The sequence below is a fragment of the Deinococcus puniceus genome (genome assembly GCF_001644565.1).
Classification (GTDB): domain Bacteria; phylum Deinococcota; class Deinococci; order Deinococcales; family Deinococcaceae; genus Deinococcus; species Deinococcus puniceus.
This window is the reverse complement of sequence record NZ_CP011387.1, coordinates 2,237,919-2,250,333: the sequence shown is the minus strand read 5'-3', so window position 1 is coordinate 2,250,333 and position 12,415 is coordinate 2,237,919. Positions and strand designations below refer to the sequence as shown.

Here is a 12,415-nt window from a genome sequence, read left to right as displayed (position 1 = left end):
TTCTCTGGGGGTCAACTTACTTCAGGGCTTTGATCACGGCTGGCGTCAGGTCGGTGGTCTGCGTGTTGGCATACACCACGAGGCCGGTCTTGGCGGCGATGTTTTGGTCGAGAACCACGGTAAATCCACTGGTTTTGGCGACCTTGGCAACAGTGGCGTTCAGTTTGGTCGCCAGCGGTGCAAAGGCCGTGTTCAGGCGCGACTGGTAGCCGTTCTGGGTGGTGCGGAAGGTCTGCTGCGCCTTCACCAACGCCTGCTGATCGGCGGCCTTGCGGGACGCGGCGGCTTTGGCGGCCAACGCCTGAAGACTCTTGGTTCGGGCGGCCAGATCAGCCGTCACGTTGGTATTCAGTTTCAGGTAGGCGGCGCTGTTGGGCATGGCTTTTACAGCGGCTTGTACGTCAACGAAGCCTACCCGTGAGCGGGATTGTTGGGCCTGCGGCACCGTGACCATCAGGGCAAAAGGGAGCAGAAGAAACGTCAGTTTGAGATTCATGTGTACCTCTAGAGCATTTGTCATAAGAATGACCGAGCGGAGCGAGTGAATTTCACCGAGCAGGACGGAGGGTGGAGTGATCAGAAGTCTTTTCCCTGATCACGTAATTCGGAGAGCTGCTCTGAAGAAGGGGAAACGGGAGCAAAGAACAACCCCCGCCTGATGCGGGGGCGGGCAGGCTGACCCCGCAGGATCAGGACTGCTGGCTCAGGGCTTCAGGATTTTAACGGCGGCGTCGGTCATCTCGGCGCTGGGGTCGGCGTAGACCACTAGACCGCTATTCTTGGCGACGTTGCGATCCATGACCACGCCGAAGCCGTTGGTCTTGGCAACCTTGTCGATGGCGGCGTCAACGGCATTTTCGACCACGGCCACTTTGGGCTGAAGCTGCTTGTCGTACTCGGCGGCTTTGGCCTGAAGAGTCTTGATCAGGGTTTCACGGCTCTGCTTGTCGGCGGCGGTGGCCTGCGCGCCCTTGGCGTCGATGGCCTTGATCTGTTTGTCCATGACGCTCAATTCAGCGTCGGCCTTCTTCTGAATGGCCTCAATTTCAGGATTGGAGGGGTGAGAGGTCAGCAGCTTCTGCACGTCTACAAAGCCGATCTTCTGGGGAGCGGTCTGGGCGTGCGGCGCGAGCGTACCGAGGCCGAAGGCGGCGACGATGGCAATTGGGGCCAGTGCTTTGGGCGACAGGAATGATTTGGCGGAAAGCTTCATGATTCGCACCGTATCACGCTCATTTCTGAGCCGAATGAAGGCCGACGCCGCCTGTTCACATCTGCCGTCAGAGAGCCGTCAGGCCGGGAGAATCTCTCTTGGCGCTCTGGGCAACGTAAACTGGCTCTTATGCTGGTACGCGACTGGATGACCCCTGACCCTATGACGGTGATGCCCGATACCCCCGTGATGGACGCCCTCAAGATTTTGAAGGAGCGCGGCTTTCGGCGGCTGCCCGTGATGCAGGGCGGCCAACTGGTGGGCATCACCACCCGCAAAGACCTCAAGGACGCTGTGCCCAGCAAGGCCACCACCCTGAGCGTGTGGGAACTGAACTACCTGTTGAGCAAACTGACGGTGGCCGAAATGATGGCCCGTCCGGTCATCACTGCCTCCGAGGGCGAATATATGGAGGACGCGGCCCTGCGGATGCAGGAACACGCGGTGGGCGGCCTGCCCGTCCTCGACGACTTTGGGCAACTGTGCGGCATCATCACCATCACCGATGTCCTGCGGGCCTTTACCAACATCATGGGCCTGCGCGAAGGCGGCAAACGCCTGACCCTCGACATGCCCGACGTGCCCGGTAGCCTTGCGCGGGCTACGCAGGCCATTCACCCCAGCAATATCATCAGTGTGGCCACCTACCACAAAGACACTGACCCCACAGACGCCGAAGCAGGCCGCCGCCGCTTCGTGATGCGCGTGACCGGAGAAGGCGTGCGCGACGTGCGGGCGCGGGTGCGGGCCGTGGGAATAGATGTGCTGGACTGAGGGAGGCGGGGGGCGTGGGTTGTCGGCCCACCTTCCCCGCGTTGCTGAACAACAAGGTTCCAAGACAAAACTGAAAATGGAGCTAAAAACGAGAAAACCCGCACAAGGCGGGTCTTTTCTTGGTGGGATGTGTAGGACTTGAACCTACAACCCGCTGATTAAAAGTCAGCTGCTCTACCGATTGAGCTAACATCCCAACTCTGTCCCACTGCCCTAAGGGGCGGCGTGTGGCAGCGGGAATGAGTATAAGGACGCGGTACGGTTCTGTCAAATCTAGGCTGAATGGCTCCAGAAGGAGCTAGACCCTCAGCGCTTCAGATTGCGCGGCATAGGCGGCATTTTTTGGGGAAACCCGCCCTTGCCGGGGCCTTTGCCGCCGGGGCCACTCATGCGGCCCAGCATCTTCATCATGTCTTTCATCTGCTCGTGCATCTTCAGAATCCGGTTGATGTCCTGTACGGTGTGGCCGCTGCCCGCCGCGATGCGCTTGCGGCGTTTGCCGTCGATGATCTTGGGATTGCGCCGCTCTTTCAGGGTCATCGAACTGATCATGGCGTCGATGCGCTGAATTTGGGCCTCGTCCACATTGAAGCCTTCGGGCAGGGCGCGGCTCATGCCGGGAATCAGTTTGAGCAGGTCGCCCAGCGGCCCCATCTTGCGAATCTGGCGCAGTTGCACCAACAAGTCTTCCAGATCGAAGTCGCCGGGTTTCTTGACTTCCATCGCTTTCAGGTCGGCTTGTTGGGCACGCTCGATCAGACCCAGCATGTCGCCCATGCCGAGGATTCGGCCTGCCACGCGGTCAGGATAGAACGGCTCTAGCCCACTCAGCTTCTCGCTGGTGCCTGAAAAGTAGATCGGCTTTCCGGTGACGCTGCGGGCGCTCAGGGCCGCGCCGCCGCGAGCATCGCCGTCCATTTTGGTGATGATCAGGCCCGACAGATTCACGCGGGCGTCGAAGGTCTGGGCCACGTTCAGGGCTTCTTGCCCGGTCATGGCGTCCACCACCAGCAGCGTTTCGCTGGGTTGCAACTGGCTTTGCAGGTCGGCCAACTGATCCATCAGTGCGGCGTCTATTTGCAGGCGGCCCGCCGTGTCCACGATCACCAGATCACGGAAATCTTCTTTCAGGTGCGCTTCCAGCCGTGCCCGCGTCTGCTGAGGGGTTTCGCCGTCGGCCACCTTCAGCACGGGCACGCCCACCTGGTTTGCCAGCACTTCCAGTTGGTCGCGGGCGGCGGGGCGCTGGGTATCGGCGGCCACCAGCAACACGCGGCGACCTTTGGCCTTGTAGTGGGCGGCCAGTTTGCCCGTGCTGGTCGTCTTGCCTGCCCCTTGTAGGCCCACCATAAACCACACGTTGCCTTCGGTTTTCAGGGTCGGCTGCGCCGCTTGCCCGCCCAGCGTCTCGATCAGCTCGTCATGCACCATCTTCACGATGGTCTGGCCCGCGTTCAGGCTGCCCAGCACGTCTTGGCCCACGGCCTTTTCGCTCACGCGGGCCACGAAATCTTTGGCCACCGTAAAGTTTACGTCGGCTTCCAGCAGCGCCATCCGAATCTCGCGCATGGCGGCCTTCACCTGCGTGTCGGTGAGTTTGCTCTCGCGGCCCACCCGGTCAAGGATGTCCTGTAACTTGTTGCCCAGCGCCTCAAACATAGCGTGAGGCTACCACGCAGCCGGGGCCAGCTTTGTTGTGCGGAGTTTATTCTGAGCGCGGGATAGAGTGCCGGGGTGGGCAAATTGGTCAGAGACGGCATCCCGGCAATCGTGGGAGCAGGCGCAGTGGCGCGGATTCTGGATGTAGAAGAATATGCGGCTGCCCTACGAGCCAAGTTGCAGGAAGAAGTCGCGGAATATCTGGAAGCGCATGACCCGCAGGAATTGGCGGACGTGCTGGAGGTGTTGCACGCTCTGGCCGCCCTGCACGGCCTGACACCGCAGGAGTTGGAAGCACAGCGGGCTGCCAAAGCACAGGCGCGGGGCGGCTTCGGCGGGCGCGTTTGGATGGACTTCTGAGGGTGTGGCAAGTGGGTGGTGCGCTTTAGGAAAGGCGTGGGTTTGCAATGGAATGAGGAGAGACGCTCGGCCCCGAAGACCAGCTTTAAGCCGCCGCTCAACTCCTTTCTTAGGCCCTCGATCCGTAGACGCCTTTCCACCCGTCCCGCCATGCCTAACGCCCGTTAGTTTTCCTGCGCTACGCTATGCCCATGACCCCACCCCAGTCCACCCAGAACCAGATTTCTTGGCTGGCCGTGCCCACCGAAACTGACGTGCCCGAAGGCGTGCGGAAGCTGTGGAGCAAGGCGGAGGCCAACGTCGGATTCGTCCCCAACGTGTTCCGCGCTCAGGCCCTCAACGGTGAACAGTTCCTGGCGTGGTGGGGCTACTTCAATCTGCTGCTGAACAAGGAAGGCTTCTTGACGCCGCTAGAACGCGAGATGGTAGCCGTGGTGGTCAGCGGCGCGAACCGCTGTATTTACTGCGCGGTATCGCATGGGGCGGCCCTGCGCGAATTCCTACGGCAAGCAGGCGAAAACCCGCACACCGCAGACTTGGTGGTCGTAAACTGGCGACATGCCGACCTCAGCCCCCGTATGGCGGCCCTGTGCGCCTACGCCGAGCGCCTGACCCTGCATCCGGCAGAGGTGGCCGAAGCCGACTTGCAACCGCTACGCGACGTGGGTCTGAACGACCAGCAGATTCTGGAACTCGTACAGGTGATCGGCATGTTTAACCTGACTAACCGGGTCAGTGGGGCGCTGGGATTCCTGCCCAACGCGGAATACCACGGTCAGGCGCGGTAAAGAATACGGATTCCACTCCATTGCGCCCTATCCGGGACAGCACTATAGGCGGCTCCATAACGCGTAGCCCACATTTTTTCCTCGTCGCTCACTTCGTGCTGTGCCAGTCCGCTCGGATTGAACACTGAAAAGCACGGTGTTGAGTCGGAATCCTTATCCGGCACCGACAACAACGGCGGATTCCTGCTCTTCTGAACAAGCCAGACGGACAGGAATCCCCGAAAACACGAATCTTGAACTGTTGTCTTTAGCTGTTTTGGGTGTAGCCCGTGGTTTGCCAGCCACAGCCGCTGCGTACCAGATTCACGGTGCCGCCGTAGGTGCCGCTGACCGACTGGCCGTTGCTGACCTGTACTGCCGAAAAGGAGATACTGCCGCTGACGGTGGCGTTGTTGCCACTGACACTCGTAGAACCCACGCTGATGTTGGGGCTGATGTCGCGGTAGATGCCCGCGTAGGCACTCGCGCCTGCCTGAACGGCACTCTGCATGGCACTCTGGGCGGCGGAGGCGGCGTTGGCGGCGTCGTCGCTGGCGCTGATGTTGCACTGCGCGGGGGCGCTGGATTCGCCGCTACCCACCGTTCCACTCGCCGCAGAGGAAGCCGACAGGTCTACGCCGCGAAAGACGTAGTTCACGCCGACGGCCACGCGGGGGCCGACCACCGGGCCGAGCAGGGTATTGGTGCGCTGCACGCCCGCTTCTGCATACCCTTCTACCGGAAACAGCGGGATACCGTAGCGCACGCCCGCGCCTGCAAAGAGGCTGGCGTCTGTGCCGGAATTGGTATTGGCTCCGGCCAGCAGGTAGGCCCCCACCGTTTGCGACTGGTACACGTCGAAGGTCAGAGCGCCGCCCAACGACACGCCGCCCGCCACGCCCTGCACGTTGCTGCTGCAGTACACGCCTTGAATAAAGCCGCCGAAGCGCCCTTCCTGTAGGCCCGCCCGCACGCCCGCCACCTGACAGCCCAGCCCGAATCCGGTATTCAGGCCTAAGCGCACGTCGGCGGCGTTGGCCGTGCCCATCATGCCCATGCTGGTAGCCGCAACAGCTGCCGAGACGATCCATTTCACACTAGGTTTCATAGACCTCTGTTCTAACATGCCTGCCCCAAGCTCTTCTGACCATACCTTCACCACTGCTTTTTGGTAGACCGCATTGGAATCAGTACTTATAAAATCCCTGCCCGCTCTTGCGCCCCAACAGCCCCGCCTGCACCATCTTTCTCAGCAGCGGCGAGGGCCGGTATTTGTCGTCGCCCAGCCCCTTGTGCAACACGTCCATGATGGCGAGGCAGGTATCTAGGCCAATAAAGTCGGCCAAGGTCAGCGGCCCCATCGGGTGATTCATGCCCAGTTTCATGATGCCGTCTATGGCTTCCGGCTCGGCCACGCCTTCCATCACGCACTGAATAGCTTCGTTCAGCATAGGCATCAGGATTCGGTTGGACACGAAACCGGGGAAATCGTTGCACGTCAGCGGGGTTTTGCCCATCTGCTCGGCGGTCTGAATGACTTTTTGAGCCGTTTCGTCGCTGGTGCTGTGGCCGCGAATGACTTCGACAAGCGCCATGAGCGGAACGGGGTTCATAAAATGCATGCCGATAAACTGCTCAGGGCGGCCCGATGCACTGGCAAGCGCCGTAATAGGAATGCTGCTGGTATTGCTGGCTAAAATTCCGTCTGTCTTGACGATGCTGCCCAACGTGCGGAACAGCTCGGCTTTGATAGCTTCGTTTTCCACGATGGCTTCGACCACCAGATCGCTGTCGGCAAAATCGGCCAAGTCAGTGCTGAAGCGGATGCGGCCCATGATTTCGTCGGGCGTTTCGGTCAGCTTGCCCTTCTCATGCAATTTGGCAAGGCTCTTTTGAATGGTGGCCCGTCCACGTTCCAAAAACTCTGGTTTGACATCTTGCACGATGACGCTAAAGCCACTTTGCGCGGCCACCTGTGCAATCCCCGCGCCCATCTGTCCTGCACCTACGACTCCGAAGTTCATTCTGTGGCTCCTTGTGCTGTGTCTAAGGGACTGCGGCGGTCAGCTTTACGTGGGCAGACCAGTGAGTGAGAGCGTCTGGCATGGCCTTTGACTTTCTCAGTCTCTTAGACCCTTGACCCTTAGACAGCCTCTACTCCACCAGCGCCACGCCGTCCAATTCCAGCGCCTTCCCACGCTTCACAGGCGTAAACGGCGTGTAGCTGTATTCGCTGCATCCATTCAAGACAAACGGGTCATTCTTAAAGACATCTTCCAATTGCGCCTGACTGTCGGCGTGGGCCAGCAAAACTCCGCCCGTACCGTCCAACTTGCGGCCCGACACCAAGAACAGTCCGCCGACATAGTGCTGATCCAGCCAAGCGCGGTGCAGCGGCGTAATGGCGGCCAGTTCGTCGCCGGTTTTGAGGTAGCGGCTTTGGATGATCCAGAGGGTGGGGACGGTCATGGGGCAAGTCTACGGGAGCCGCGCCTCAAACCCGCCGAACTGCCAATGCCAGCCCGTTGCCGCCGCCCATGCACAGCGTCGCTACGCCCGTTTCCTTGTCGTGTGCTTTCAGTGCATGCAGTAGCGTGACCAGAATGCGTGCGCCGCTGGCTCCAATCGGGTGACCCAGCGCCACCGCGCCGCCGTTCACGTTCACGCGGGCGGGGTCTAGGCCCAGTTCGCGGCTCACGGCGAGACTCTGCACGCTAAACGCCTCGTTCAGTTCCCACAAATCCACGTCGCCTACGCCCATGCCCAGATTCTTCAACAGCTTCTGCGTGGCGGGCACGGGCGTCATCATCACCCATTCGGGGGCAAGGCCGCCTGTAGCGTACCCGGTAATTTCGGCCAGAGGCTTCAGCCCGTGCGCAGCGGCGGCGTCCTCGCTCATGACCAGCAGGCTGGCCGCGCCGTCGTTGAGGCCGGGGGCGTTGCCTGCCGTGACCGAACCGTCTTTGCGGAAGGCGGGTTTCAGGCGGCCCAACGTATCCAAGCTCGTATCGGCGCGGGGGCCTTCGTCAGCGTCTACAACGGTGTCACCCTTGCGGCCCTTCACGGTCACGGGCACGATCTCTTCGGCAAAGTGCCCGGCCCCCTGCGCAGCAATCGCTTTCTGGTGGCTGGCGGTGGCGTAGGCGTCCTGCTCGTCCCGCGTAATGGCGTATTTGTCGGCCACGCGCTCTCCGGTCAGGCCCATGCCCTCGTCGTTGATGGAACACCACAGCCCGTCCTGCGTGTTGGCGTCCAGTACCTGCGCGTGCCCTAGGCGGTAGCCCTTGCGTGCGCCGGGGAGTAGATGCGGCGCGTTGCTCATGGATTCCATGCCGCCCGCCAGCACCGCCGACTGGTCGCCCGCCCGGATGCTCTGGGCGGCCAGAATCACCGCTTTCAGGCCGCTGCCACACACTTTGTTGATGGTCAGCGCCCCCACCTCGTTGCTGAGGCCCGCCGCTAGTGCCGCCTGCCGCGCCGGGTTTTGCCCGCAACCCGCCTGCACGACTTGGCCCATGATCACTTCTTCTACCAGCTCGGCAGGAATCCCGGCCCGGCGCAGGGTATCGGCCAACGTAATACTCCCAAGTTCCACGGCCCGCACCGATTCCAGCGCCCCCAGAAACTTACCCGTCGGCGTGCGCGAGGCCGCCACAATGACTGCTTTGTTCATGTTGCCAAGAATAGCGCAGGAAAACTAACGGGCGTTAGGCATGGCGGGACGGGTGGAAAGGCGTCTAAGGGGCAAGGGGTTTGAGATAAAGAGGGTGGGATGGGTGAGCGGGGGGGGAATACGGGGCGGAGGCTGGGCTTAGGCCACGCTGCACGGTCTACGTTCTGCACTTTTTGCCCCTCCTATGACCGCTAGAATGGCGAGTACGTATGGACATGAAGAAATTGATGAAGCAGATGCAGCAAGCGCAGGCCGCCGCTGCCAAGATTCAGGACAACCTCGCCGCACAGTCGGTGGAAGGCACGGCCAGTGGCCTTGTGACGGTCACCATGAGCGGTCACGGCAAAATCACGGCCCTGAAGATCAAGCCCGAAGCTGTAGACCCAGACGACGTGGAAGCCCTTGAAGACCTGATTTTGGTGGCGATGCAGGACGCCACCGCCAAAGCCGACGCCCTCCAGCAAGACGCCACACGCGGGCTGGGCCTGCCCGGATTTTGAGCGGGCGTCCGGGGGCCGGTAGAGGAGAGGCATGAAGTATCCGCCGTCCCTCGTGGCCCTGATCCGCGAGCTGTCGCGCTTGCCGGGCATCGGCCCCAAGAGCGCCCAGCGGCTTGCTTTCCACCTGTTCGAGCAACCCCGCGAAGACATAGAGCGGCTGGCCGGGTCGCTGCTGGCCGCCAAGCGTGACCTGCACGTGTGCCCGATCTGCTTCAACATTACCGACGCAGACCGCTGTGACGTGTGCAGTGACCCCAACCGAGACCAGAATCTGATCGCGGTAGTAGAGGAACCCGGCGACGTGATCGCCATTGAGCGCAGCGGCGAATACCGGGGGCTGTATCACGTGCTGCACGGCGTTCTGAGTCCTATGAACGGCGTCGGCCCCGACAAGCTGCACATTCGGCCCCTGCTGCCGCGTGTGACGGAAGGCATGGAAGTCATTCTGGCCACCGGAACCACCGTGGAAGGCGACGCCACGGCGCTGTATTTGCAGCGGTTGCTGGAGCCGTTGGGGGCATTGGTGAGCCGCATCGCCTACGGATTGCCGGTGGGCGGCGCGCTGGAATACGCCGACGAAGTGACGCTAGGCCGGGCCATGACGGGGCGGCAGCGGGTGAGTAAGTAGGGTTTGTTGGGGCGTTGTCTAAGGTAGTGGGGTGGGTGCGTGGCAGAACTGCCCCCTTACCCCGCTGCGATGCAGCGCCCCTATCCGACAAGGGGCGAGGGATAAAAGCTAAGGGCGAGAAGCTTGGTTTGCTCCCTCACCCTTGGCTGGTACAGCTCCGCAGGAGAGGGGGGAGGGTTGGGGAGGGGGTGAGTGAGCAACGCGATTGCCCTTCCTTAGACCCTCAGACCCGCCCCCACCCACTCCGGCGTATCGTTCTTCCATGAGCGATGCGCCTGATTCTTTGCCTACAGCCCCAGCCCCCGCCGCCGAGTGGCTGTTGGCCCCCACCCTACCGGGCCGCTTCATTAGGCTGGAAGCCCTGACCGAAGCTCACGCTGAGGCTTTGAATGCTGGGGCCGATGCCGACACGGTAGCGATGCTGGCGCGGGGCGGGCCAGAAGAAGCCACCGCTGAAGCTTGGGCCGACTACATCGCGCGGCTGAATGCCCTGCCAAACCGTATCAACTGGGCCGTGCTGCTGGGCGGGCAGGCGGTGGGCCGCATCAGCTACAGCGAGGTCAAGACCGTAGACCGCTGGATGGAAATTGGCACGATGTTGCTGCCGGGGGCGCGGGGCGGCGTGGTGAATCCCGAATCCAAACTGTTGCTGCTGGCCCGTGCTTTCGAGGTGTTGGGGGCCAACCGAGTGCATTTCAAGGTAGACGCCCGCAATGCCCGCAGCCTCGCCGCCATGCGGAAAATGGGGGCGGTAGAAGAAGGCACGCTGCGCCAATATCAGGTGCGCCCGGATGGGTTTGCCCGTGACAGCGTCATGTTCAGCATCTTGCGAGGCGAATGGCAGAGCGTGAAGGCAGGGTTGGAAGCTCGACTGGCAGCGCCTTAAGGCCCGGTCTAGTTTCCATGAGAATTATCCCAAGCTTGTCATAACCGCCCTGTTAGTCTGGGGGAGCCATGTCTGCCCGTACCCCTGTTGCTGCCCTGCTGACCGCCGCCGTGTTCGCTTTTGCTCCGGCACAGGCGCTGATCGTGCCCATGACCGGCTGGACACCTGTAGCGGGCAACGCCAACGAGTGGATAGACGAAGCGGGCGCGTGCCTTCTGCGCGAGGAAAAACATGGGCAGGCCTTCCCCGCCTTCAAAACTCAGGATCAGGCCCGCGCCTTTGCCCTCAAACTGCAATCCAAACTCAGCGCCCGCAAAGTCCGCGAAGTGGTCACGCAACCGGTAGACCGCGCCGGGGCATGGAGCATTCTGGCGTCGTACTCCTACGAGCAGGGCGGCGTCACTTACCGCATCAGTCAGTTGTATCTCAGCGACAGCGGCATCCTGCGTACCGTGACAGGCAGCAGCGCGGAGTTTGAAGGCAGCCCGTGTGTCAACGCCATGCGCGAGTTTTTGCGGTATCTGGCCGATTGAGGGAATGAAGTCGTGTGTGAACCCCCCAGTCCGCTTCGCGGCCAGCCCCCCTTAAAGGGGAGCGAAAAAGCACTTGTCCTCCCCTCTAAGGGGGGGCGTTGCGAAGCAACGGGGGGGTTTACACGCCAACCCCATCCAAAACACCAAAAAACAGGGCCGACGCACATTCAAGCGTCGGCCCTGCCTTCGTTTTTGTCGCTTAGGCTTGCTCGGCTGCGGCCTTCAGCTTGTTGATGGCTTTGGCGAGGCGGCTCTTCTTGCGGGCGGCGGTGTTCTTGTGCAGGGTGCTGCCCTTGGCGGCCTTGTCGATCAGGCTCTCGGCCTTGCTCTGCACGGCGGCGGCGTCAGCAACGTTCTGCTGGGCGGCGTCCACGGCCTTCTTCACGAAGGTCTTGATGGTGCTCTTGCGGCTGCGGTTCAGCATGCGGCGCTTGAGGCTCTGGCGGTGGCGTTTCTGGGCAGACTTGTGACGTAGGGCCATATTCGTTCTCCTTATTCTCCCAAATCCATCTTGGATGCATTCGGGGCGGTTCCCACGCTGGGGAACTCGACGCACCGGGCAATTTCGGTTGCCTTCGGCGCACCCGCTCAGGCCACGTTGAGCCTGATTCGGGGTCAGCCAGAGTGCCTAGAAATGAATCAGAGGCAAAATGGGCAACTTCGTTACTGTATCCGGTATGGCGGATTGGGTCAAGCGCTAGACTGCCCGGCGTGAGCTTCCGGCCCCGAAAACCACGCGCAATCCCTGAATTGGACGGCACTGATGCAGAGGGAAAGCCCGCCAAGCCCGCCCGCGTGCCCACCCCCGAAGAAGCCCGCGACAGCCTGCTGGCCTATGCCTTTCGCGCACTGGGGGCAAGGGCGCTGACCGCCGCTGAACTGAAGACCAAATTGCAACGCCGCAGCGACGACGAAGCATTGGTAGAAGAAGTGCTGGAGCGGGTGCAGGAGCTGGGGTATCAAGACGACGCACAGGTGGCGCAGGCCGAAGGAGCGCGGCGCGGCATCGGCGGCTTCCGCGTGCGCCAAACCCTCAAGCGCCGGGGCGTCACGGCCCCCCTCATCGACGAAACCATGTTGGCCCGAGATCCAGACGACGAGCAGGCATCCGCCACCGAACTGCTCAGCCGCCGCTGGCCCAGCCTCAGCCGCAAGCGTGATCCGAGGTCTAGCGCCTACGGATTCTTGGCGCGGCGCGGCTTTCCGGGGGCCGTTATCTGGAACGCCATCCGCGAAGTCAGCGCCGAGCAGATCGACGATGAGGATGCCGTGGAGCCGGAGTTTATGGACGATGAGGAGTAGGGGGGCTGTGGTTGAGGCAGTCTAAGGGTCTAGGGTCGAAGGCTCTAAGAACGGCAAAAACCTCAGTCCTTTCGACCCTTTGACCCTTAGACTTCCCGGTGCGTGAACGCCCACCCCGTC

Annotated in this window: 16 protein-coding genes and 1 tRNA gene; 8 read left to right on the top strand and 9 right to left on the bottom strand. The window is 61.8% G+C overall.

From position 1 onward, the window contains the following. Positions 1-16 precede the first annotated feature (16 nt). Together SU48_RS10260 and SU48_RS10255 are read right to left on the bottom strand one after the other, a co-directional pair. Positions 17-496 carry an OmpH family outer membrane protein gene (locus tag SU48_RS10260; protein WP_064015175.1) on the bottom strand — a complete coding sequence of 160 codons (480 nt, stop codon included), beginning with the start codon at positions 494-496 and terminating at the stop codon, positions 17-19. Positions 497-703: 207 nt separating this feature from the next. Beyond that, positions 704-1,213, bottom strand: a complete 510-nt coding sequence (locus SU48_RS10255) for an OmpH family outer membrane protein (RefSeq protein ID WP_064015174.1) — start codon at positions 1,211-1,213, stop codon at positions 704-706. Between the two features lie 129 nt (positions 1,214-1,342). Here SU48_RS10255 and SU48_RS10250 point away from each other — a divergent pair, with 129 nt between their 5' ends. Beyond that, positions 1,343-1,987, top strand: a complete 645-nt coding sequence (locus SU48_RS10250) for a CBS domain-containing protein (protein WP_064015173.1) — start codon at positions 1,343-1,345, stop codon at positions 1,985-1,987. A gap of 120 nt (positions 1,988-2,107) precedes the next feature. Here the strand turns inward: SU48_RS10250 and SU48_RS10245 are convergent. Then, positions 2,108-2,183: transfer RNA gene (locus SU48_RS10245), tRNA-Lys, on the bottom strand. A 110-nt stretch (positions 2,184-2,293) separates the two neighbouring features. Next, on the bottom strand, positions 2,294-3,646 hold the full coding sequence (gene ffh, locus SU48_RS10240) for a signal recognition particle protein (RefSeq protein WP_064015172.1): 1,353 nt from the start codon (positions 3,644-3,646) through the stop codon (positions 2,294-2,296). A gap of 75 nt (positions 3,647-3,721) precedes the next feature. Between ffh and SU48_RS10235 the strand changes: the two genes are divergently transcribed. Both SU48_RS10235 and SU48_RS10230 read left to right on the top strand, forming a co-directional pair. Further along, positions 3,722-4,006 carry a nucleoside triphosphate pyrophosphohydrolase gene (locus SU48_RS10235; RefSeq protein WP_064015171.1) on the top strand — a complete coding sequence of 95 codons (285 nt, stop codon included), beginning with the start codon at positions 3,722-3,724 and terminating at the stop codon, positions 4,004-4,006. Between the two features lie 191 nt (positions 4,007-4,197). Continuing rightward, entirely contained in the window at positions 4,198-4,794 is a 597-nt protein-coding gene (locus tag SU48_RS10230) for a peroxidase-related enzyme (RefSeq protein WP_082869742.1), read from the top strand. A gap of 247 nt (positions 4,795-5,041) precedes the next feature. Here SU48_RS10230 and SU48_RS10225 read toward each other — a convergent pair whose 3' ends face one another. From SU48_RS10225 to SU48_RS10210, 4 genes are all read right to left on the bottom strand, one after another. After that, positions 5,042-5,881 (bottom strand): hypothetical protein, encoded by an 840-nt coding sequence (locus tag SU48_RS10225; protein WP_064015169.1) that lies wholly within the window; start codon positions 5,879-5,881, stop codon positions 5,042-5,044. A gap of 79 nt (positions 5,882-5,960) precedes the next feature. Continuing rightward, positions 5,961-6,797, bottom strand: coding sequence for a 3-hydroxyacyl-CoA dehydrogenase family protein (locus SU48_RS10220; RefSeq protein WP_064015168.1), 837 nt, complete (start codon positions 6,795-6,797; stop codon positions 5,961-5,963). A gap of 130 nt (positions 6,798-6,927) precedes the next feature. Continuing rightward, positions 6,928-7,242, bottom strand: coding sequence for a YciI family protein (locus SU48_RS10215; RefSeq protein ID WP_064015167.1), 315 nt, complete (start codon positions 7,240-7,242; stop codon positions 6,928-6,930). Positions 7,243-7,267: 25 nt separating this feature from the next. Continuing rightward, positions 7,268-8,446 (bottom strand): thiolase family protein, encoded by a 1,179-nt coding sequence (locus SU48_RS10210; RefSeq protein WP_064015166.1) that lies wholly within the window; start codon positions 8,444-8,446, stop codon positions 7,268-7,270. Between the two features lie 209 nt (positions 8,447-8,655). On the opposite strand from SU48_RS10210, the gene SU48_RS10205 reads away from it, so the two are divergent. The 4 genes from SU48_RS10205 to SU48_RS10190 all read left to right on the top strand — a co-directional run bounded on the left by SU48_RS10205 (position 8,656) and on the right by SU48_RS10190 (position 10,993). Then, entirely contained in the window at positions 8,656-8,946 is a 291-nt protein-coding gene (locus tag SU48_RS10205) for a YbaB/EbfC family nucleoid-associated protein (RefSeq protein WP_064015165.1), read from the top strand. A 31-nt stretch (positions 8,947-8,977) separates the two neighbouring features. Continuing rightward, on the top strand, positions 8,978-9,574 hold the full coding sequence (gene recR / locus SU48_RS10200) for a recombination mediator RecR (RefSeq protein WP_064015164.1): 597 nt from the start codon (positions 8,978-8,980) through the stop codon (positions 9,572-9,574). Between the two features lie 262 nt (positions 9,575-9,836). Further along, positions 9,837-10,460 carry a GNAT family N-acetyltransferase gene (locus tag SU48_RS10195; RefSeq protein ID WP_064015163.1) on the top strand — a complete coding sequence of 208 codons (624 nt, stop codon included), beginning with the start codon at positions 9,837-9,839 and terminating at the stop codon, positions 10,458-10,460. 68 nt (positions 10,461-10,528) lie between these two features. Next, positions 10,529-10,993: a hypothetical protein gene (locus tag SU48_RS10190; RefSeq protein WP_064015162.1), complete on the top strand. Its 465-nt coding sequence runs from the start codon at positions 10,529-10,531 to the stop codon at positions 10,991-10,993. A gap of 199 nt (positions 10,994-11,192) precedes the next feature. On the opposite strand, the gene rpsT is transcribed toward SU48_RS10190, so the two are convergent. Beyond that, positions 11,193-11,474, bottom strand: a complete 282-nt coding sequence (gene rpsT / locus SU48_RS10185; RefSeq protein WP_064015161.1) for a 30S ribosomal protein S20 — start codon at positions 11,472-11,474, stop codon at positions 11,193-11,195. Positions 11,475-11,704: 230 nt separating this feature from the next. Here rpsT and recX point away from each other — a divergent pair, with 230 nt between their 5' ends. Continuing rightward, positions 11,705-12,295, top strand: a complete 591-nt coding sequence (recX, locus tag SU48_RS10180) for a regulatory protein RecX (protein WP_231881597.1) — start codon at positions 11,705-11,707, stop codon at positions 12,293-12,295. The last annotated feature ends 120 nt before the right edge of the window (positions 12,296-12,415 follow it).

Excerpts from the sequence above, each read along its gene's own strand:
- SU48_RS10250 (WP_064015173.1), top strand. The coding sequence starts at position 1,343 with ATGCTGGTACGCGACTGGATGACCCCTGACCCTATGACGGTGATGCCC.
- SU48_RS10255 (WP_064015174.1), bottom strand. The coding sequence starts at position 1,213 with ATGAAGCTTTCCGCCAAATCATTCCTGTCGCCCAAAGCACTGGCCCCA.
- SU48_RS10195 (WP_064015163.1), top strand. The coding sequence starts at position 9,837 with ATGAGCGATGCGCCTGATTCTTTGCCTACAGCCCCAGCCCCCGCCGCC.
- rpsT (WP_064015161.1), bottom strand. The coding sequence starts at position 11,474 with ATGGCCCTACGTCACAAGTCTGCCCAGAAACGCCACCGCCAGAGCCTC.
- recR (WP_064015164.1), top strand. The coding sequence starts at position 8,978 with ATGAAGTATCCGCCGTCCCTCGTGGCCCTGATCCGCGAGCTGTCGCGC.
- SU48_RS10230 (WP_082869742.1), top strand. The coding sequence starts at position 4,198 with ATGACCCCACCCCAGTCCACCCAGAACCAGATTTCTTGGCTGGCCGTG.
- SU48_RS10220 (WP_064015168.1), bottom strand. The coding sequence starts at position 6,797 with ATGAACTTCGGAGTCGTAGGTGCAGGACAGATGGGCGCGGGGATTGCA.
- SU48_RS10190 (WP_064015162.1), top strand. The coding sequence starts at position 10,529 with ATGTCTGCCCGTACCCCTGTTGCTGCCCTGCTGACCGCCGCCGTGTTC.
- SU48_RS10215 (WP_064015167.1), bottom strand. The coding sequence starts at position 7,242 with ATGACCGTCCCCACCCTCTGGATCATCCAAAGCCGCTACCTCAAAACC.
- SU48_RS10210 (WP_064015166.1), bottom strand. The coding sequence starts at position 8,446 with ATGAACAAAGCAGTCATTGTGGCGGCCTCGCGCACGCCGACGGGTAAG.
- SU48_RS10225 (WP_064015169.1), bottom strand. The coding sequence starts at position 5,881 with ATGAAACCTAGTGTGAAATGGATCGTCTCGGCAGCTGTTGCGGCTACC.
- SU48_RS10205 (WP_064015165.1), top strand. The coding sequence starts at position 8,656 with ATGGACATGAAGAAATTGATGAAGCAGATGCAGCAAGCGCAGGCCGCC.
- SU48_RS10260 (WP_064015175.1), bottom strand. The coding sequence starts at position 496 with ATGAATCTCAAACTGACGTTTCTTCTGCTCCCTTTTGCCCTGATGGTC.
- ffh (WP_064015172.1), bottom strand. The coding sequence starts at position 3,646 with ATGTTTGAGGCGCTGGGCAACAAGTTACAGGACATCCTTGACCGGGTG.